20 protein-coding genes and 1 tRNA gene are annotated in these 18695 nt (G+C 72.3%); 12 read left to right on the top strand and 9 right to left on the bottom strand.

The window, feature by feature from the left end:
* Nucleotides 1-38: 38 nt before the first annotated feature.
* On the top strand, nt 39-674 hold the full coding sequence (locus tag AC57BS_RS12120; protein ID WP_496411696.1) for a maleylpyruvate isomerase family mycothiol-dependent enzyme: 636 nt from the start codon (nt 39-41) through the stop codon (nt 672-674).
* Here the strand turns inward: AC57BS_RS12120 and AC57BS_RS12115 are convergent.
* From AC57BS_RS12115 to AC57BS_RS12105, 3 genes are all read right to left on the bottom strand, one after another.
* Nucleotides 665-1636: a ribose-phosphate diphosphokinase gene (locus AC57BS_RS12115; RefSeq protein ID WP_129456356.1), complete on the bottom strand. Its 972-nt coding sequence runs from the start codon at nt 1634-1636 to the stop codon at nt 665-667. The two genes, AC57BS_RS12120 and AC57BS_RS12115, sit on opposite strands and share 10 nt — an antisense overlap.
* Nucleotides 1637-1748: 112 nt before the next feature.
* Nucleotides 1749-3185 (bottom strand): bifunctional UDP-N-acetylglucosamine diphosphorylase/glucosamine-1-phosphate N-acetyltransferase GlmU, encoded by a 1437-nt coding sequence (glmU, locus tag AC57BS_RS12110; RefSeq protein ID WP_496411695.1) that lies wholly within the window; start codon nt 3183-3185, stop codon nt 1749-1751.
* A gap of 76 nt (nt 3186-3261) precedes the next feature.
* Complete coding sequence (locus AC57BS_RS12105; protein ID WP_496411694.1) at nt 3262-3954, bottom strand: class I SAM-dependent methyltransferase; 693 nt, start codon at nt 3952-3954, stop codon at nt 3262-3264.
* 173 nt (nt 3955-4127) lie between these two features.
* Between AC57BS_RS12105 and AC57BS_RS12100 the strand changes: the two genes are divergently transcribed.
* The 4 genes from AC57BS_RS12100 to AC57BS_RS12085 all read left to right on the top strand — a co-directional run bounded on the left by AC57BS_RS12100 (nt 4128) and on the right by AC57BS_RS12085 (nt 8956).
* On the top strand, nt 4128-4766 hold the full coding sequence (locus tag AC57BS_RS12100; protein ID WP_496411693.1) for a TetR/AcrR family transcriptional regulator: 639 nt from the start codon (nt 4128-4130) through the stop codon (nt 4764-4766).
* A gap of 52 nt (nt 4767-4818) precedes the next feature.
* Entirely contained in the window at nt 4819-6288 is a 1470-nt protein-coding gene (locus AC57BS_RS12095) for a flavin-containing monooxygenase (RefSeq protein WP_496411692.1), read from the top strand.
* Nucleotides 6285-7223: an alpha/beta fold hydrolase gene (locus AC57BS_RS12090; RefSeq protein ID WP_496411691.1), complete on the top strand. Its 939-nt coding sequence runs from the start codon at nt 6285-6287 to the stop codon at nt 7221-7223. Before AC57BS_RS12095 ends, AC57BS_RS12090 begins: the two co-directional genes overlap by 4 nt.
* Nucleotides 7224-7297: 74 nt before the next feature.
* A complete protein-coding gene (locus tag AC57BS_RS12085; protein ID WP_496411690.1) occupies nt 7298-8956 on the top strand; it encodes a SulP family inorganic anion transporter in 1659 nt (552 codons plus the stop codon).
* 6 nt (nt 8957-8962) lie between these two features.
* Here the strand turns inward: AC57BS_RS12085 and AC57BS_RS12080 are convergent, their stop codons facing one another.
* The 5 genes from AC57BS_RS12080 to AC57BS_RS12060 form a co-directional block, all read right to left on the bottom strand.
* Nucleotides 8963-10321, bottom strand: coding sequence for a glycosyltransferase (locus AC57BS_RS12080; RefSeq protein WP_496411689.1), 1359 nt, complete (start codon nt 10319-10321; stop codon nt 8963-8965).
* Nucleotides 10318-10608, bottom strand: a complete 291-nt coding sequence (locus AC57BS_RS12075) for a hypothetical protein (protein ID WP_496411688.1) — start codon at nt 10606-10608, stop codon at nt 10318-10320. Before AC57BS_RS12075 ends, AC57BS_RS12080 begins: the two co-directional genes overlap by 4 nt.
* Before the next feature lie 94 nt (nt 10609-10702).
* Complete coding sequence (locus AC57BS_RS12070) at nt 10703-11167, bottom strand: TspO/MBR family protein (RefSeq protein ID WP_496411687.1); 465 nt, start codon at nt 11165-11167, stop codon at nt 10703-10705.
* The gene (locus AC57BS_RS12065) at nt 11164-11538 is read right to left on the bottom strand and encodes a hypothetical protein (RefSeq protein ID WP_496411686.1); all 375 of its coding nucleotides are present in this window, start codon (nt 11536-11538) and stop codon (nt 11164-11166) included. Before AC57BS_RS12065 ends, AC57BS_RS12070 begins: the two co-directional genes overlap by 4 nt.
* Nucleotides 11539-11555: 17 nt before the next feature.
* Nucleotides 11556-11637, bottom strand: a tRNA-Gln gene (locus tag AC57BS_RS12060).
* 188 nt (nt 11638-11825) lie between these two features.
* On the opposite strand from AC57BS_RS12060, the gene AC57BS_RS12055 reads away from it, so the two are divergent.
* From AC57BS_RS12055 to AC57BS_RS12025, 7 genes are all read left to right on the top strand, one after another.
* Nucleotides 11826-12314 carry a hypothetical protein gene (locus tag AC57BS_RS12055; RefSeq protein ID WP_496411685.1) on the top strand — a complete coding sequence of 163 codons (489 nt, stop codon included), beginning with the start codon at nt 11826-11828 and terminating at the stop codon, nt 12312-12314.
* Nucleotides 12315-12394: 80 nt separating this feature from the next.
* A complete protein-coding gene (locus tag AC57BS_RS12050; protein ID WP_496411684.1) occupies nt 12395-13354 on the top strand; it encodes an ABC transporter ATP-binding protein in 960 nt (319 codons plus the stop codon).
* Nucleotides 13347-14228 (top strand): ABC transporter permease, encoded by an 882-nt coding sequence (locus AC57BS_RS12045; protein ID WP_496411683.1) that lies wholly within the window; start codon nt 13347-13349, stop codon nt 14226-14228. The genes AC57BS_RS12050 and AC57BS_RS12045 overlap by 8 nt, the downstream gene beginning before the upstream one ends.
* On the top strand, nt 14225-15136 hold the full coding sequence (locus tag AC57BS_RS12040) for an ABC transporter ATP-binding protein (protein ID WP_496411682.1): 912 nt from the start codon (nt 14225-14227) through the stop codon (nt 15134-15136). The genes AC57BS_RS12045 and AC57BS_RS12040 overlap by 4 nt, the downstream gene beginning before the upstream one ends.
* A complete protein-coding gene (locus tag AC57BS_RS12035; protein WP_496411681.1) occupies nt 15133-15834 on the top strand; it encodes an ABC transporter permease in 702 nt (233 codons plus the stop codon). The genes AC57BS_RS12040 and AC57BS_RS12035 overlap by 4 nt, the downstream gene beginning before the upstream one ends.
* A 36-nt stretch (nt 15835-15870) precedes the next feature.
* Nucleotides 15871-16992: an ATP-dependent DNA ligase gene (locus AC57BS_RS12030; protein ID WP_496411680.1), complete on the top strand. Its 1122-nt coding sequence runs from the start codon at nt 15871-15873 to the stop codon at nt 16990-16992.
* Nucleotides 16989-17576, top strand: coding sequence for a hypothetical protein (locus AC57BS_RS12025; RefSeq protein WP_496411679.1), 588 nt, complete (start codon nt 16989-16991; stop codon nt 17574-17576). The genes AC57BS_RS12030 and AC57BS_RS12025 overlap by 4 nt, the downstream gene beginning before the upstream one ends.
* 11 nt (nt 17577-17587) lie before the next feature.
* Here AC57BS_RS12025 and AC57BS_RS12020 read toward each other — a convergent pair whose 3' ends face one another.
* Nucleotides 17588-18685, bottom strand: a complete 1098-nt coding sequence (locus tag AC57BS_RS12020) for a sulfotransferase family protein (protein ID WP_496411678.1) — start codon at nt 18683-18685, stop codon at nt 17588-17590.
* Between the last annotated feature and the right edge of the window lie 10 nt (nt 18686-18695).

Genomic DNA, 18695 nt, shown 5'->3' with positions numbered 1-18695 from the left:
ATATAGTACGACTCTCTGACTACCGCGGAGCGCAGGCGATGGACAAGGTCACGATCTGGCAGCACATCCACGAGGAGCGACGCTCCCTCGCCGCGACGCTCGCCGGCCTCGACGCCGAGCAGTGGGAGCAGCCCTCACTGTGCGAGGGCTGGACCGTCAAGGACGTCGCCGCCCACGTCATCGCCCACCCGCAGATCGGCTGGGCGCAGATGCCGGCGATGGTCGCCCGCAACCTCGGCCACGGCTACAACGCGATGATCTTCCGGGAGGTCAAACGGCTGGGTGAGCGATCGACCAGGGAGTCGATCCTCGCCGACTTCCAGACCTACGACCACTCCACCCGCAAGGTGCCCACCACGACCCCTGTCGAGCCTCTCATCGATGCCCTGGTGCACCACCAGGACATCCTCCGACCGTTGGGCCTGAGGCACGAGATGGCACCCGAGGCCGCGGCCGTAGCGGCCGACCGGAGCCGGACGCTCGCGTTCCTGTCAGGGTCGCGTGCGGTGGTGAAGGGCACCCGGATGGTCGCCACCGACATCGACTGGTCGCGCGGACGCGGACCGACGCTCACCGGACCCATGCAGGAGCTGCTGATGGTGTGCATGGGCCGGGGGCGCGTCGCTGAGGGACTCAGCGGCGAGGGGACGGAGCTGCTCCCGGCTCAGGCGTGACCGTCGAACATCGAGGTCACCGAGCCGTCCTCGAAGACCTCGCGGATCGCGCGGGCGATGAGCGGCGCGATCGAGAGCGTCGTGAGCTTGTCGAACTGCTTCTCCGGCGGGACCGGCAGCGTGTTGGTGACCACGACCTCCATGGCGGAGGAGTTCTTGAGCCGGTCGACGGCCGGGTCCGACAGGATCGGGTGCGTCGCGGCGATGATCACGCCGGCCGCACCGTCGGCCATGCACGCCTCGGCGGCCTTCACGATCGTGCCGCCGGTGTCGACCATGTCGTCGGTCAGGATGCAGATCTTGCCCTTGACCTCGCCGACGACGCGGTTGGCGACGACCTCGTTGGCCACGTCGATGCGGCGGGTCTTGTGGATGAAGGCCAGCGGCACGCCACCGAGGCGGGCCGACCAGCGCTCGGCGACCTTGATCCGGCCGGCGTCCGGGGAGACCACGGCGAGCTGCTGGTCGCCGTACTTCTCCTTGACGTAGTCGGTGAGGATCGGCAGCGCCATCAGGTGGTCGACGGGACCGTCGAAGAAGCCCTGGATCTGGTCGGCGTGCAGGTCGACGGTGATGAGCCGGTCGGCACCGGCGGTCTTGAAGAGGTCGGCGACCAGCCGGGCGGAGATCGGCTCACGGCCGCGGTGCTTCTTGTCCTGGCGGGCATATCCGTAGAACGGCATGACGACGGTGATCCGCTTCGCCGAGGCGCGCTTGAGCGCGTCGACCATGATCAGGTGCTCCATGATCCACTCGTTGATCGGAGCGGTGTGGCTCTGGATCACGAAGGCGTCACAGCCGCGCACGGACTCCTCGTAACGCACGTAGAGCTCGCCGTTGGCGAACGCCCGCGCGTCCTGGGGGACGAGCCCGCACTCGAGGAGATCGGCGACCTCGGTGGCGAGGTCGGGGTAGGCCCGGCCGCTGAAGACCATGAGGTTCTTCTCGGTGGTCCGCTTCATTCCGCTCACGCGACGCGACTCCTCGCTGTCCTGGTCGGCCTCGGGGGGAAGGCTCGTTCGGAGGTGCTGGACAGCAGTCTGGCCCACATCCCAGCCACCACCAACCCCGGGGTCACTGGTCGGTCTTCTCCTGCTGTTCACGAGCCGTTCGCGCGGCTTCGGCCTGCGCCGTGCCGGGCCGCCGCGACTCGGTCCAGCCCTCGAGGTTGCGCTGCGGGCTGCTGCTGACGGCGAGCGCGCCGGCCGGCACGTTGCGGCGTACGGTCGCGCCGCCGGCGGTGCCCGCACCGTCGCCGACCTCGACGGGGGCGACGAAGGTGTTGTTGGAGCCGGTCCGGACGTGGCGGCCGATGACGGTGCGGTGCTTGGCGATGCCGTCGTAGTTGGCGAAGATCGTCCCGGCGCCGATGTTGGTGCCCTCGCCGATCTCCGCGTCACCGACGTAGGACAGGTGCGGCACCTTGGCGCCGTCGCCGATGGAGGAGTTCTTGGTCTCCACGAAGGTGCCGATCTTGCCGCCGACGCCGAGCTGGCTGCCCGGGCGGAGGTACGCGAACGGCCCCACCGACGCCCGGTCGCCGATCACGGCGAGCTCGGCGTGGGTGCGTACGACCCGCGCGCCGGCGCCGATCTCGCAGTCCTTCAGCGTGGTGTCGGGGCCGATCACCGCGTCCTCGTGGACGACGGTCGCGCCGAGGAGCTGGGTGCCGGGCAGGATCGTGGCGTCCGGCTCGATCACCACGTCGGCCTCGATCCAGGTCGTCGCCGGGTCCATGACCGTGACGCCCTCTCGCATCCAGCGTGTGACGATGCGCTGGTTGAGCTTGCGGCCGAGCTCGGCGAGCTGGACGCGGTCGTTGGCGCCCTCGGTCTGCTCGACGTCGTCGATCACGTGCGCCCCGACCGTGAGCCCGTCCTCGCGCGCGAGGCCGACGGCGTCGGTGAGGTAGTACTCGCCCTTGGCGTTGTCGTTGGTGATCCGCTCCAGCGCCGACACCAGGAACTCGGCGTCGAAGGCCAGGATGCCGGAGCTGATCTCGGCGATCTCGCGCTGCTCGGGCGTGGCGTCCTTCTCCTCCACGATCGCCTCGACGTCGCCCTCGTGGTTGCGCACGATGCGGCCGTAGCCGAACGGGTCGGCCACCCGGCCGCTCAGGATGCTCACCGCCCGCTGGGCCGCCTCGTGCTCCTCGGCGAAGACCCGCAGCGACTCGCCGTCCAGCAGCGGGGTGTCACCGGCGGCGACGAGGACGGTGCCGGTGGTGGTGCCCGAGGCCTCCATCGCGATGCGTACGGCGTGGCCGGTGCCCTGCTGCTGCTCCTGGACGGCCAGCACGGCGGACGGCAGCTGCTCGGTGATGTGTGGCCCCACCTGCTCGCGCTGGTGCCCCACGACCGCGACCACCCGGGTCGGCTCCACGGCCTGCACGGCACGGAGCACGTGGCCGATCATGGAGCGCCCGGCGATGGGGTGCAGCACCTTCATGGTCTTCGACTTCATGCGGGTGCCGCCGCCTGCGGCGAGGACGATGACGGTGAGGTTGTCCATGGGCGCAGTGTGTCACCGCCGGTCCCGGACCAGCCAACGACGGGCACGTTGTTGAACGGTCACCGCCCCAGGGGCGTCACAGCGTCTTCACCGCGACGATCGACTTCACCAGCCCGCCCATACGTTCCTTGAGGACCTGCGACTCGGGGAAGTAGCTGCGCAGCTCGGTCATGCCGATCAGCTCGGTCCACTGCACGTCGGCCAGGGCCTCGGCGTCGCTCGCCGCGCGGGTGTGCACCAGGGGCCACCGCCTCGCCACCGTGGTGCGGGCGGCGACCGGCAGGAACTGCATCATCGGGAACACCCAGTGCGGCTCGACCGGGAAGAACCGGTACGGCGTCTGCACCCAGTGCCGGGGCGCGAGGGCCCGCACCTCGGCGGCCAGCGCTGACCGGTTCGCGTGCCCCCCGACGTGCTCCAGCAACGAGTTCGAGAAGACCAGGTCGAACGCCGGGTCGACCCCGTGGTCGAGCAGCACCGCACGCGCCCGGCACGCGTCCCCGAGGACGGGGACGCGGTTCGGCGTGCCCGGGTCCCCCGGCTCCAGGAGGTTGACGACCACCACCTCACGCGGGTGCACCGGCGCCCGACGCCACGACTCGACCGTGCCCCCCAGGTCCACCACCCGCAGGTGCTCGATGTCTGGGAAGAGGCCTGCAAAGACCTCCCAACGACGCATGCGCGCCCGCCCGCCGAGACTGCCCGGCGAGTCGACCACCCGCTCACGCATCCGCTTGCCCCACGACCCTGCTTCCGCTGACGCCTGCACGTCCCGAGTGTCGTCGGGTGCGCGCCGACCGGCGGTGGGCTTCCCGCGTGGATACCCCTTCTTGGGGAGCTCCATCCCCTACGCGGCCCCGGTGCCGCGGCGTGGCGGGCCGACGCGGCGGGTTCGGTCGCCTGAGGCCGCTGCCCGGATCCGCCCTGTGGTCGAATGACGCCGTGAGCGGGCGCACCTATGCCGGGGAGTCGGCGAGCGACCGCCTCGAGCGTCGGCGCCGCCAGCTGCTCGACGCGGGGCTGGAGCTCTTCGGCACCGCCGGCTACCGCGCGACGACCGTACGGCTGCTCTGCCGCGAGGCCCGGATCAGCGACCGCCACTTCTACGAGCAGTTCGACTCGACCGAGGACCTGCTGGTCGCGGTCTACGACGAGGGCACCGCTCGCCTGGAGCAGGCCGCGCTCGAGGCGCTCGGCGACCGCGAGGGCGAGGTGGGCGACCTGGCCCGCCGCGGCCTCGACGCCTTCCTCACCCTCGTCGAGGGCGACCCGCGGCTGGCGCGGGTGGTGTGGTTCGAGGTGCTGGGCGTCAGCGCCCGCGTCGAGTCGACGTACCTCGCCCGGATGCAGCGCTTCGGCCACCTGATGCTCGACGTGCTCGCCGACCGCGACGACACCGCTGCCCTCCCCGACGCCGCCCGCGAGCTGATGGCCAGCGCCGCCGTCGGGGCGGTGAGCAACGCCATCGTGACGTGGTCGATCACGGGCTTCGCCACCGAGCGCGCGGTCGTCACCGAGTCGCTGTCTCAGTTCCTCGCCGGCGCCGCGACCGCCCTGGCCCGGCCTGCCTCCGGGACGTGACCTGCGTCACCCCTCGATGCGGAATCAACCGTCATCACTTTAGCCTGCGGGGGTGGAGACCACGACCGTCCTCGTCATCGGCAGCGGCTTCGGCGGCCAGGTGACGGCGATCAACCTGCTGCGCCGCGGGATCACCGACGTCCGCATCCTCGAGCGCCGCGACTTCATGGGCGGCACGTGGTGCCAGAACTCCTACCCCGGCGCCGCCGTCGACGTGCCCTCGCCGCTCTACTCCATCGCCTCCGAGCCCTACCCCTGGACCCGGATGTACGCCGAGCAGGCCGAGCTGCGCGCCTACACCGAGCACGTGATCGACAAGCACCGCCTGCGCGAGCGCACCGTCCTCGGAGCCGAGGTCGTGGCCGCGGAGTGGGACGGCGAGGCGTGGTGCGTACGGACCGCCGACGGCACGGTCCACCGCGCGCGCTTCGTCGTCAACGCCTCGGGACCGCTGAGCACCCCGGTCGTGCCGCCGTTCGCCGGCCTCGACGACTTCGAGGGGCGCACCTTCCACACCAACGGCTGGGACCACGAGGTCGACCTCGCCGGCAAGCGGGTCGCGGTCGTCGGGTCGGGCGCCAGCGCCGCGCAGGTCATCCCGGCGATCCAGCCCGACGTCGCCGAGCTGCACGTCTTCCAGCGCAGCCCCCACTGGGTGCTCCCCCGCCCGGACCGCGTCTTCACCCCGCTCCAGCAGCGGCTGCTGAGGTTGCGCCCCGTGCAGCGGGCCCTGCGCACCGCCATCTACTGGAAGCTCGAGACCCGGGTCGTCGGCTTCAAGCACAGCCGCCGGCTGCTCAAGCGGGTCGCGCAGCGCGAGGCCCTCCGCCACCTCGAGGTCCAGGTGCCCGACCCAGAGCTGCGCGCCAAGGTCACGCCGGACTACACGATCGGCTGCAAGCGGATCATCCTGTCCGACACCCTCTATCCCGCGCTGTCGGCGCCCAACACGACCCTGCACGACCGCCACGACGGCATCGCCCGCTTCGACGCGACCGGCATCGTCACCGGATCGGGCGAGCACCTCGACCTCGACGTGGTCGTCTTCTCCACCGGCTACGACGCCACCGACGGGCTGATCCCCTACGAGGTGCGCGGCCGTGACGGCGCGCGGCTCGCCGACTTCTGGCACGAGTTCCCGCGCGCCTACCTCGGCACGACCGTGCCCGGCTTCCCCAACTTCTTCGTCGTCACCGGCCCCAACACCGGCATCGGCCACACCAGCGCGATCTTCGTCATCGAGTCGCAGATGGAGTACCTCCTGCGGGCGATCGCCGCAGTGCTCGACGCGGACGCGGCGAGCATCGAGGTGCGCGCCGAGGCCGAGGACGCCTACACCACCACCATCCACCGCGAGATGGAGAAGACCGTGTGGCACGACGGCGGCTGCACGTCGTGGTACCAGTCCCGCTCGGGCCGCGTGATCGCGATGTTCCCGGGTTTCTCCTTCTCCTTCCGCCGCCTCACGCGGCGCTTCCGACCCGAGCACCACGTCATCGCCTCCGAAGGGACGCCAGCATGAAGGACCTCCTCGACAAGGTCGCCGGCGCGAGCCGGCGTACGGCGCTCGCCGGCCGTGCGTACGCCGCCGCGACCGCCGCGGAGGCGCGGGCGTACGGCCTGCGCGAGCGTCGCGTCGACGTCGGGGACTGCTCCGTCGCGCTCCTCGAGGGCGGGCCGGTCGACGCCCCGGCGGTCGTGCTGGTCCACGGCTACTCCGCCGACCGGGTGGTGTGGGTCCGCTTCGCCCGCCACCTGCTGCGCGACCACCGCGTCGTCGTGCCCGAGCTGGCCGGGCACGGCGCGACCGGCTTCACCACCGGCGCGAACCACTCGGCCCCGGCGCAGGCGGCGCGCGTCGCCACGCTCCTCGAGCGCCTCGGCATCGGCGCCGCCCACGTCGCGGGCAACTCCATGGGCGGCTTCGTCGCCGCGACCCTCGCCGTCGAGCACCCCGAGCGGGTCCGCTCGCTGCTGCTCAGCGACGCGGTGGGCGTCGCGTCGCCCGAGCCGAGCGAGGCCGAGCTGCTCATCCGCCAGGGACGCAACCCGTTCCTGCTCGACAGCGTCGCCGACTTCCCCGACTTCTATGCCATGACGATGGCGCGCCCGCCCTTCCTGCCGGGCGTGCTGAGGGCCGCGGTCGCCGCCGACTACGTCGCCCGCCGCGAGCAGCTCGCCGAGATCTTCGCCGACTTCTACGGCGTCGCGACCCTGGACGACCGACTCGGCGAGATCACCGCCCCCACCCTGGTCATGTGGGGCGAGGAGGACCGGCTCGTGCACCCCAGCACGGCGCGGACGTGGGCGGACGGCATCGAGGGAGCCCGTACGGTGCTCTACCCGGGCATCGGCCACATGCCGATGCTGGAGGCACCCGGGCGCAGCGCTGCCGACTACCGGGCCTTCCTGGCCCGCGTCGGCGCCGGCGGCCGACGACGGGACGAAGTGCCCTAGCGGGCCCGCCCCGCCCTAGGATCGACTGACCCTGAGGCGGTCCCGCGCGGGGACCGCTCACGAGGGAGGTCGCGATGTCGTGGTCGGCCACCCTCCGCCGACCGGAGCGTGGCGCCCTGCGCGGCGACGTCGTCGCAGGCATCACGGTCGCGGCCTACCTCGTGCCGCAGGTCCTGGCCTACTCCGGCCTGGCCCGCGTGCCACCCGCCGCCGGTCTCTGGGCGGCCTTCGTCGCCCTCGCGGTCTACTTCGTCGTCGGTTCCTCGCCCCAGCTCTCGGTGGGGCCGGAGTCGACCACGGCCCTGATGACCGGAGCCGCCCTCGCGACCCTCGCCGTGCCGGGCGCCTCCGCGCAGGACACCGCGGCGATGCTCGCCCTCGCCGTCGGTGCCGTGTGCCTGCTCGCGTGGATCGGTGGGCTCGCCTTCCTCGCCGACCTGCTCTCCAAACCGGTGCTCGTGGGCTACATGGCCGGGATCGCGGGTCTCATGGTCCTGTCGCAGACGGCACGCGGGAGCGGCGCCGAGGTCCCCGACGGCGGCGGCGTGCTGGGCCAGACGTGGTGGCTGGTCCAGCACCCGTCGGCGGTCCACGGGCCCACCCTCGCGGTGTGCCTGGGCACGCTGCTGCTGCTCCTGGCCGGGGCATGGTGGTGGCCGACGGGACCGGTCCCGCTCGTCGGCATGCTCGTGGCGACCCTCGCCGTCGCGGTGGCCGGGCTGTCCGACGACGGTGTGGCCGTCGTCGGCGCGCTCCCCTTCGCGCTGCCCTCGCTCGGCCTGCCGCCGGTGTCGTTGCTCGGGTCGTGGGCGCTGCTGACGACCGCCCTGGCCGTCGCCGTGGTCGGCTTCACCGACAACGTCCTCACCGCCCGCGCCTTCGGCGACCGGCACGGCGATCGGATCGACGCCCGGCGGGAGCTCCTCGCGCTGGGCGCCGCCAACGTCGCCGCCGGCGTGGTGCACGGCTTCCCGGTGAGCAGCTCCGGCAGCCGTACGGCGATCGTCGACGCCGTGGGCGGTCGGTCCCGCTGGGCGGGGCTGTCGACGCTGGGTGCCGCCCTCGTCCTGGTCGTGGCGCTGCGGCCGATCCTGGCCCGTTTTCCCGACGCCGCGCTGGCCGCCGTCGTCGTCTACGCCGGCCTGAGGCTCATCGACGTCGCGGAGTTCGCCCGGATCGCGCGCTACCGGCGCACCGAGCTGCTCATCGCGCTCGCCACGACCGCGGGCGTCCTCGTCCTCGGCGTGCTCCAGGGGGTGGTGGTCGCCATCAGCCTCTCGCTCGTCGACGTGATCCGCCGGGTGGCCCGGCCGCACGACGCGATCGAGGGGATCGTCCCGGACCTGGCGGGCATGCACGACATCGACGACTACGCCGACGCCGTCCCGGTGCCCGGCCTGCTCGTCTACCGCTACGACGCGCCCCTCTTCTTCGCCAACGCCGACAACTTCCTCACCCGCGTGCGGGAGGCCGTGGCGGCGTACGCCCCGCGGTGGGTCCTGCTCAACACCGAGGCCATCGGCGAGGTCGACTTCACCGGTGCGCAGGCCCTCGAGACGCTCCGTGCGGAGCTCGAGGCCGAGGGCGTCGTGCTGGCACTGGCCCGCCTCAAGCAGGAGCAGCGAGAGGCCCTCGAGCCGAGCGGCCTGCTGGACCGCATCGGCGCCGAGCACATCTTCCCGACGTTGCCGACCGCGCTCGACGGATACCGCTCGGCGACGGGGCAGCCGTGAGCCCGGCTAGGCCTCGCCGGCAGCGAGCAGCTGCGCGAACAGGTCGACGTACTGGATGAGGTGCCGGTCGGCGAGGTAGTGGTCGCGCACGCGCAGGTGGGCAGCGCGTCCCAGCTCGCGACGCCGGTCCTCGTCGCCGAGGAGGGAGGTCAGCGCGGCCGCCAGCTGGGCACCGTCGCGCGGGTCGTCGAGCAGGAGGCCACTGACACCGTGCTCGACCTGGTCGCGGATGCCCCCGACTGCCGAGGCGACCACGGGTCGGGACTTCCACATCGGCTCCGTGACGGTGAGGCCGAACCCCTCGGCGAGGCTCTTCTGCACGACGACGGTCGCGCGGCGCTGGAGGGCGTTGACGGTCCGCGCGTTGGCATCGGGGTCGTCCATCGGCACCGAGAGGAGGTGGGTCCGTGCGCGAGCCGGCTCCGGGAGCGAGCGCCAGCGCTCGCGGCACTCGGCGAGCACCTCGCTGGCCTCGGGGTCGTCGGCCACCCCGTTCGTCTCCGGCCCGGCGAGCACGAGGTGGACGTCGGGAGGGAGCTCGTCGAGGTGCCCGGCGAAGCCCTCCAGCACGCCGGCCATGTCCTTGAGCCGGTCCCAGCGGCTGACCTGCAGCACCAGAGGGGCGTCGGTGGGCAGCGGCAGCCCCTCGACCACGAGCCCGGGGCGATGCACGAGCGCCTCGACCTCCGCCGGCGCCATCTCGGCGTTCTTGGGGCTGAACGGGTCGAGGGACGGCGGGATGATCCGCAGCCACCGCCGGTCGACCCAGTCGGGGGCGAACTCCTCACGCGAGAAGACGCAGGCGTGAGCAGGAAGGACCAGGTCCTCCAGGAACCCCCACGCCTCCTGCGTCCACTGGTTGGTCTCGTCGAGGCCCACGTGGCAGCGCCACACGACCCAGGCCCCCCGCTCCCGCAGCGCCGCGGCGAGGCCCGCGGTCTGCGGGTCGTGCAGGAGGACGACGTCGCCGGGCTGCACGAGGTCGACGAGCTCGTCGACGTGGCGCGCCTGCGTGGCGTCGTACGTCGCCCGGGCCGCGGCGTCGAGCGCACCGCCGTCGCCGGGGACGCCGTGCAGCCGGTTGTGGATGCGCTTGGTCACCGTGAAGAAGTCCGGGTCCCCGCCGATGACGAGCCAGCGGATGTCGATCCCGGTCCCGGCCGCATAGGCGACGAGGGTGTGCAGCATCTCCGCCACGCCGCCTCCGCGTGCGGTCGAGCTGACGTTCCAGACCGTACGCCCGGCGAGGAGCCGTCGGGCCTCGGCGGCGTACACCTCGATCCGCTCCACCCGCTCCGGCGGCAGCAGCGAGGCCAGCCGCTCCAGCGCGACCGGGGCCCCCTGGACCTCGACCAGGCCGGTCACGACGCACCACGCGGTCGCGGCACGCCGACATGGGGGCCCACCCGGATCTCGACCCCGGGCGCGGCCCGGCGGGCGACTTCCAGCGCGGTGTCCATGCGGCGGATCAGCTCCGCCCGCGCCGCGTGGTCGCACTCCTCCACGAACGGCTCGACGAGCTCCACCGCGCGGTGGCGGGCCCTGGCCCTCCGTGCGGCGTCACTGACGCGCTCCTCGAGGTCGTGGACGTCCTCGACCACGACCTGCACGGGCTCGGGTGACGGTGGGCGGGGGGCTCTCGCGGGACTCATGGCGATCTCCTCGGGTCTCCCTCCGAGTCTCGCCAGAGCGCGGAGCGCCCGACAGGGTCCTAGGTCCCGCTCCCGGCCGGGCCCACGGACCTGGTCAGTTCAGGCGCGCGTAGGCGACCGACAGCGCCGTCGCCACCGACAGCCACAGGGCGTACGGCACCAGCGCGAGGCCGCCCCACGGCTCGAACCGCGCCACCACCACGACCAGCACCCAGGTCAGCAGCGCCGCTCCGGCCAGGGCCGCAGCGGCCGGGAACAGGCTGTGCGGGACGTAGAACAGCCATGCCCAGCCGAGCGCCAGCGCCACCGAGACGGCGAGCACGCCGGTGGCGGCCCACGCGGCTCCGGTCGGCGCGGTGCGTACGGCGGTCAGCCCGACGACGAGCAGCAGCAGGAAGTTGAGCGGCCACATCACACCGAAGACGACGTCGGGCGGCTGGAAGGACGGCCGCGCCAGCGAGGCGTACCAGCCCGGGTCGTGGCCGTTCCAGACGTTCGACAGCGCGGCGAAGACCACGACGAGCGCGCACCAGGCCAGGGTCGGCGCCCATGCCGTCACGGCGATCCCCCGGCGAGACGTGCACGTACGGCGGCCTCGAAGGCGGTGACCGAGCCTGCCATCTCGTCGAGCTCGGCCGCTCCGACCAGCTCGCGCCAACCGTCGTCCTCGCGCGCCAGCACCACCGGCGCCCGCGCCGCCGCGACGGCGGCGGCCAGGTCGTCGTCGAGCTCGTTGAGGTGCAGCAGGCGCACGGGGACGGGCAGTCCCGCCGCCATCCGGTCCCACTCGCCCTTGCGACGCACCGTGGAGTGCGTGATTTCGCACAGCCCGCAGTGCCGGGTGCCCCGCAGCCTGCCCCAGACGTACGCCGCCTCGCCCAGCAGGCCGCCGTCCGCGTCGTAGACGCCGACGAGCTCGGAGACGGTCATGGCTCGACGCTACCGAGTGGCTCCCCGGGTAGGAGTCGAACCTACGTCGCTAGTCCTGATTCAAAGTCAGGCGGGCCCTACCGGCAGACCAACCGGGGATAGGTGCCCAAGCCTAGGGCCCGCCTCGGGCGGGGCTGCCGAAGGTCCGGCAGACCAACCGGGGATAGGTGCCCAAGCCTAGGGCTGCTGGCGGACGTCATGAGAACCGGCGGTCCGAACCGCCGAGTCCCATGACGTCCCGCCCCAAGTGTGAGGACAGCCGGGCCACCGGGGTGTTGCATGGCGGGATGAAGGGTCCCGTCGTGGCGTCACTGGCGTTCTTCGGGGTGGCGGTCGCCCTGGCAGGGTTCGTCATCGTCAGCACCGAGGTCTCCGGCGAGAACCCGATCAGCTCCACCGAGGTGGGCGAGCGCTCGCGCGTCCACCAGCTCGACACCGGCGACTGCTTCGACGTCGGTCCGACCTACGACGCGAGCCAGGACGTGACGGTCCTCGACTGCGCGGATCCCCACGACTCCGAGGTGGTGTGGACCGACAACTTCAGCACCTACGGCAGCGACGGCGACGAGGCGGCCCGCGAGGCCGTCGACGAGGCCGAGGGCGAGTGCCGCGAGCACTTCGAGGCTTACGTGGAGGCGCTGCCGGCGGACTCGGACGTGGAGCTGCGCCCCTACCTGGACGGCGGCAGCAGCCGGATCCGTGACCTGGGCACCGACGAGACGAGGTGGCAGGTGGCGTGCGTGGCGTGGAGCGCGAACGGACGCTTCGGCGGCTGAGCCGATCTTCACCACACCTCCACGTCGATCGGGGCGATCCCTGATGCCGAGGCGGGGCCGTGCCCGCTAGCGTGAGGCGGGTGACGGGGGAACTCATGGGACGCCCGCCGGTCATCTCGACCGCGGGCCTCACCAAGCACTACGGGACGGTGCACGCGCTGACCGACCTCACGGTCGACGTCGGCGACGGCGTGACGGGCCTGGTCGGCGCCAACGGCGCGGGCAAGTCGACGCTCATCAAGATCCTGCTCGGCCTGCTGGAGCCCACCGGCGGCCAGGCCAGCGTGCTCGGCCACGACATCGAGCACCAGGGCCAGGAGATCCGCCGGCTGGTGGGCTACATGCCCGAGCACGACTGCCTGCCGCCCGACGTCAGCGCGAGCGACTTCGTCGTGCACATGGCGCGCATGTCGGGCCTCGGGGCGTCGGCGGCCCGCGAGCGCTCGGCCGACGTGCTGCGCCACGTGGGCCTCGACGAGGAGCGCTACCGCCCGATGGGCGGCTACTCGACCGGCATGAAGCAGCGCGCCAAGCTCGCCCAGGCCCTCGCGCACGACCCGCGCCTGGTGTTCCTCGACGAGCCGACCAACGGCCTCGACCCGGCCGCCCGCACCGACATGCTGCGCCTGGTCGAGCGGATCGGCAGCGAGTTCGGCATCGCGGTCCTCGTCACCTCCCACATGCTCGGCGAGCTCGAGCAGGTCAGCGACCACGTCATCGTGCTCGACGGCGGGCACCTGCTCCGCAGCAGCGCGACCGGCGAGTTCACGCAGCGCACCGGCAGCCTCCTCGTCGAGGTCGTCGGCACCGAGACCGAGCGCGACCGCCTCGGCGAGGCGCTCGCCCAGCGCGGCCTGTCGTGCCGCCCGCGCGGGGCGATGGTCGCCATCGACCCACCCCCGCCGGAGCTCGCCGAGGGTGGCGCCGCCCACGACCTGATCCGCGACGTGGCCGCCGAGCTGGGCCTGGGCCTGATGCGCCTCCAGCCGGACCGACGCCACCTCGAGGACGTCTTCCTCGAAGGAGGCACCCGTGCCTGACCTCTCCCGCGGCGTCATCCACGACCTCGGCTACCGCCGCTTCGACGGCGTGCGCGAGGGCTCGGGCGCCATCGCCCGTACGCTCTTCGCGACCGGCCTGCGCCACGCGTACGGACTGGGCCGGTCGGGCAAGTCGAAGGTCATGCCCTTCCTGCTGCTGGCCATGTCGCTGCTGCCCGCCGCGATCGTCGTCGGCGTCGTGGTCCTCACCGGCCTCGACGAGCTGCCGGTGTCCTACGCCGACTACACCAACCAGACGCAGCTGCTGGTCAGCCTCTTCGCCGCCGCCCAGGCGCCCGTGCTCTTCTCGCGCGACCTGCGCCACCGCTCGATCGTGCTCTACCTGGCACGGCCGCTGGCGGCGCCGGTGTTCGCTCTGGTGCGGTGGCTCTCGCTGACGGTCGCGGTCTTCCTCTTCACTGCCGTCCCCACGGTCGTGCTGTTCGCCGGCGCGATGCTGGCCGGGCTCGACAAGAGCGACCAGGCCACGAGCATGCTCAAGGCGGTGGCCCTCCAGGTCCTCCTCGCGCTGCTCGTCGCCGGCGTCAGCGGGCTGATCTCGTCGGTGTCGCTGCGGCGCGGCTTCGCCGTCGTCGGGTCGGTGATGGCGCTGATCGTGCTCACCGGTGTCGTGACGGTCATGCAGAACATCGCCTGGTTCGAGGGCGACAGCGAGTCGGTCTCGACCGGCGTGGGGCTGGCCTCACCCTGGTCGCTCTACACCGGCCTCGCCAACGCGTGGGACGCCGGTGTCGAGACCCCCGTCCCGGTCGACGGCGCCTGGGTCCCGGCCTACGTGATCGTGGCGGCGCTGATCGCCGGTGGCTGCCTCCTCGGTCTGGTCGCCCGCTTCCGGAAGGTGGGGTCGCGATGAGCACCCTCGTCCTCGACTCGGCCTCGCGCTGGTTCGGCAACGTCGTCGCCGTCAACGACGTGTCGCTGTCCATCGGCCCCGGGGTCACCGGCCTGCTCGGCCCCAACGGCGCCGGCAAGACGACGCTGATGGCGATGATGTCGGGCTTCCTCGCCCCGTCCGCCGGGCACGTCACGCTCGACGGCAAGCCGGTGTGGCGCAACACCGAGACCTACCGCCAGGTCGGCCTCGTGCCCGAGCGCGAGCTCAGCTTCGGCTACCTCACCGGCCGGCAGTTCGTGCGGGCCAACGCCGACCTGCACCGGATCCCGGACGCCGCCGCGGCCACCGAGCGGATCCTCGAGGTCGTCGACATGGTCGAGCCGGCCGGCCGCCGCCTCGACACCTACTCCAAGGGCATGCGCCAGCGCGTGAAGATCGCCGCCGCCCTCGTCCACGACCCGGCCGTGCTGCTGCTCGACGAGCCGTTCAACGGCGTCGACCCGCGCCAGCGGATGCACCTGATGGACCTGCTGCGGCGTCTCGGCGACGAGGGCCGCACGGTCCTGTTCAGCTCCCACATCCTGGAGGAGGTCGAGCGGCTCGCCCGCCACATCGAGGTGGTCGTCTCCGGGCGGCACGCGGCGTCCGGCGACTTCGGTGCAATCCGTCGTCTGATGACCGACCGCCCGGTGCGCTACGCCATCCAGTCCAGCGACGACCGCGGCCTCGCCGCGGCGCTGATGGCCGAGGAGTCCGTGCGCGCGGTCAGCCTGCGCACCGACGGGCTCGACGTCCAGGTCGGCGACCTGGGCAGCTTCGCCGTCAGCCTCCCCGGCCTCGCCCGGCAGCACGACGTGACCCTGTTCGAGCTCTCCCCCAGCGACGAGTCGCTGGAGAGCGTGTTCGCCTACCTGGTGGCCCGATGATCAACCTGACCATTGCCAAGCTGGCCCTGCAGGCGCTGCTCGGCCGCCGCCGCTTCTACCTGCTGCTGGCCTTCCCCGCCCTGCTGATCGGCCTCGTCGCACTGGTGACGGCACTGACCGACGGCGACGCGGCGTACGGGATCCTGCCCAACCTGGGCTACCCGCTCGTGCTGCCGCTGGTCGCCATCCTCGCGGCCTCGTCGGTGCTCGGTCCCGAGGTCGACGACGGCTCGATCGTCTACCTGCTGTCCAAGCCGGTGAACCGCTACGGCGTGGCCGTCAGCAAGTGGCTCGTGGCCCTCGGTGCGACGCTGGTGGCCGGCGCCCTGCCGATCCTCGCGGCCGCGCTGATCACCGGCGACAGCGAGCGGGCGCTCGCCCTGTTCGCCGCCGCCGCCGTCGCCGGTACGGCGTACTCCGCGCTCTTCATCGCGATCTCGGCAGTCACCCGTCACGCGGTGATCGCGTCGCTGATGTTCGTGCTGATGTGGGAGGGCCTGCTCGGCAACCTCTTCACCGGCGTCGCCTGGCTGAGCATCGGCCAGTGGGGCCTGCGCATCGGCCACGAGATCTCCGGCGCGCTGCCCGACCCGGCCGCCCTCGGCTACGCCGTCGTCGCCAGCCTCGTCGTGACCGTCGTCGGGGTGTGGTTCGCCGGCGACCGGCTGCGGTCGTTCTCCCTGCGCGGCGAGGACTGACCTCGCCGCGAGTCCATCCGCACTAGGCTCGATCACGTGGAACTCCCCGTGATGCCGCCCGTGCAGCCGATGCTGGCCAAGAGCGTCAACGGGGTGCCCGACCCGGCGAAGCACGGTGCCTTCAGCTTCGAGCCCAAGTGGGACGGTTTCCGCTGCCTGGTCTTCAAGGACGGCGACGAGGTCGAGCTCGCCAGCCGCAACACCAAGCCGCTGACCCGCTACTTCCCCGAGGTCGTCGAGGCCTGCCGTGAGCAGCTCCCCGACCGCGTCGTGCTCGACGGCGAGATCTTCGTCGGCCTCCAGGGGCCCGACGGCTGGCGGCTCGAGTTCGAGACGCTGCAGGAGCGCATCCACCCGGCCGCCAGCCGCGTGGACAAGCTCGCGATCGAGACGCCTGCCGGCTTCGTGGCCTTCGACCTGCTGGCGCTCGGCGACGAGTCCTACCTCGCCCGGCCCTTCTCCGAGCGTCGCGCCGCGCTCGTCGAGGCCCTCGGCCACCTCGACGGCACCGGCCCCTGCTTCCTGACACGCACCACCGAGGACCCGGCCGAGGCCGAGCGCTGGTTCGAGGAGTTCGAGGGCGCGGGCCTCGACGGGGTCGTCGCCAAGCCGCTGGGGGCGCCCTACGAGCCCAACAAGCGCACCATGCTCAAGATCAAGCACGAGCGCACCGCCGACGTCGTCCTCGCCGGCTACCGCGAGCACAAGACGTCGACACCGGAGGAGCCGCTGATCGGATCGCTGCTCCTCGGCCTGTACGACGACACGGGCGAGCTCCAGCACATCGGCGTCTCGGCCAGCTTCACCGCCAAGCGGCGAGCCGAGCTGTGGCAGGAGCTGCAGCCGCTGGTCTGCGACATCGCCGACCACCCGTGGGGTCGGTGGAACGAGTTCCTCACCGCCAACCCCGACCGCGTCCCCGGCACCCAGAGCCGGTGGAGCGCGGGCAAGGACCTCGGATTCACCGCGCTGCGCCCCGAGCGGGTGCTGGAGGTGAAGTACGACCACATGGAAGGTCGGCGCTTCCGGCACACTGCGCACTTCAAGAGGTGGCGCGCCGACCGCGACCCGGAGTCCTGCGGCTACGCCCAGCTCGACGAGCCGGCGGGCTACGACCTCACTAGAATCCTCAGCACCGAACCCGGAGGCGCGTCATGACCGAGAACACCCCCAGCAGCCCGGACGAGTCGATCCACGACGGCCGCGGCACCTACGACGTGGTGCTCCTCGTCGAGCAGGCCCTGACGGCCGCCGACGCCGAGCAGGTGCGCTCGCTGCACAGCGAGATCGAGGACAACGTCGTCTACCACGTCCTGCTGCCCCTCGAGGACGCTGCCGCCCGCATCGAGGCCTCGCTCGGCACGCTCGGCGCCGGCGACCTGATGGCTGCGCCCGCCCTGGCCATGAACGACGTCGACATCGACGCGCTGCGCCGCGAGTGCGAGGAGAACTCCTCCTCCGACCTCCAGCGGACGCTCAAGGCGATCGCCGCGGCCGGCGGCACCGCGCACGGCAAGGTCACCTCCGAGCCGCCCGTCGAGGCGCTCGCCGCGCTCGTGACCGCGGTCGATGCACGCGAGGCGATCATCCTGACCCGCCCGCACGTCGTCGCCGAGTTCTTCCACGTCGACTGGACCTCCCGCGCGCGCCGCAAGCTCGGCGTACCGGTGCTCCACCTGATCGAGCACGAGAACTTCGACGAGCAGGCCTCGGGCTCCGGCGAGGGCGTCAGCGGGCTCTGAGCCGTCGCCCGCTAGCGGCGGGTGACCCGGCGTACGACCGCGCGCCGCAGGATCGCGGCCGCCTCACGACCGCCGACGGCGGGCTCCTTGGCCGCCCGGACCTGCGCCAGGTCGCGGCGCAGCTGCTGCACGGTGGCGCGCTGGGCGTCGCGCGCCTCGCGGGCGGCGAGGGTCGACTCGGCCTTGGTGTGGTCGAAGGTGAGTGCGACGGCGTCGGCGTAGCGGGCGTTGTAGTCGGCGTGGATGCGGTCGAGCGCAGCCAGCGTGCCGGGGTCGTGCGGGGTGGTGGTCAGCGCGCCGAGCAGCTGCCAGACCTCCTCGGCCATGTCGCGCAGCCAGTCGGGGGTGCGGACGTCGTCCCAGGTGAGCTGCGACTTGCGCATCGACGGCTCGATGAAGTCGTCGACGGAGTGGTGCTCACGCTCAGAGGGAGGGGACGAGAGGTCGGTGTTGAGCTCGAGCTCGAGCTGCTGCTGGACGGGCACCAGGGCCGTACGCCAGTCGGCCAGCAGGTCGACGTAGCGCACGAACGACCGCCTGGAACCGCGTCCGGCCTTCTCGGTGAGCAGCGCGGCGTGCACCCAGCCGGCGACGTTGGAGGTCTCCTTGGTCAGCCGCAGGTCGTCGGACTGGCTCGAGAGGTAGGCGATGTCGCGCGAGCCGACGACCTCGGCGGGGTGGCGCAGCGCGGTGAGCCAGCGCAGGTCGGCCCCCAGCTCGGCGCTGACGACCTCCCACACCTGGGCGAACCAGAAGGCGTGCGGGTCCTTGACCACGATCTGCGACCCCCGGACCTGCTGCTCGTCGAGCTGGCCCGAGAGCCACTCGTGGAGCTCGGCGGTCGGCACCCCCGACTCGACGTAGCGGGAGACGATGTCGACCGCCGCGGGCCGGCTGTCGATGTTGAAGAGCGCGAGCTCCTTGAGGTGGCGCTTGTGGAAGTCGATGACCCACTGCGGCTCGTAGAACCCGCGCGGGTTGGTCTCCGACGCCTCGACCTCGGGCTGCGGCACGTGGAGGCCGAGGCGCTTCAGGGTGCCGGCGAGGGAGCTGGTGCCGCTGCGGCCGGAACCGGACACCAGGACCAGCGGGGTGGAGGACGTCGGCATGCGGCTCACC

Source organism: Nocardioides sp. BGA-UO-ETr-FS32, assembly GCF_059567905.1.
The sequence above is the reverse complement of the archived record's forward strand: the minus strand, read 5'-3'. Positions and strand labels throughout refer to the sequence as shown.

Excerpts from the sequence above, each read along its gene's own strand:
- AC57BS_RS12120 (WP_496411696.1), top strand. The coding sequence starts at position 39 with ATGGACAAGGTCACGATCTGGCAGCACATCCACGAGGAGCGACGCTCC.
- AC57BS_RS12115 (WP_129456356.1), bottom strand. The coding sequence starts at position 1,636 with ATGAAGCGGACCACCGAGAAGAACCTCATGGTCTTCAGCGGCCGGGCC.
- glmU (WP_496411695.1), bottom strand. The coding sequence starts at position 3,185 with ATGGACAACCTCACCGTCATCGTCCTCGCCGCAGGCGGCGGCACCCGC.
- AC57BS_RS12090 (WP_496411691.1), top strand. The coding sequence starts at position 6,285 with ATGAAGGACCTCCTCGACAAGGTCGCCGGCGCGAGCCGGCGTACGGCG.
- AC57BS_RS12085 (WP_496411690.1), top strand. The coding sequence starts at position 7,298 with ATGTCGTGGTCGGCCACCCTCCGCCGACCGGAGCGTGGCGCCCTGCGC.
- AC57BS_RS12075 (WP_496411688.1), bottom strand. The coding sequence starts at position 10,608 with ATGAGTCCCGCGAGAGCCCCCCGCCCACCGTCACCCGAGCCCGTGCAG.
- AC57BS_RS12065 (WP_496411686.1), bottom strand. The coding sequence starts at position 11,538 with ATGACCGTCTCCGAGCTCGTCGGCGTCTACGACGCGGACGGCGGCCTG.
- AC57BS_RS12055 (WP_496411685.1), top strand. The coding sequence starts at position 11,826 with ATGAAGGGTCCCGTCGTGGCGTCACTGGCGTTCTTCGGGGTGGCGGTC.
- AC57BS_RS12040 (WP_496411682.1), top strand. The coding sequence starts at position 14,225 with ATGAGCACCCTCGTCCTCGACTCGGCCTCGCGCTGGTTCGGCAACGTC.
- AC57BS_RS12035 (WP_496411681.1), top strand. The coding sequence starts at position 15,133 with ATGATCAACCTGACCATTGCCAAGCTGGCCCTGCAGGCGCTGCTCGGC.
- AC57BS_RS12025 (WP_496411679.1), top strand. The coding sequence starts at position 16,989 with ATGACCGAGAACACCCCCAGCAGCCCGGACGAGTCGATCCACGACGGC.
- AC57BS_RS12020 (WP_496411678.1), bottom strand. The coding sequence starts at position 18,685 with ATGCCGACGTCCTCCACCCCGCTGGTCCTGGTGTCCGGTTCCGGCCGC.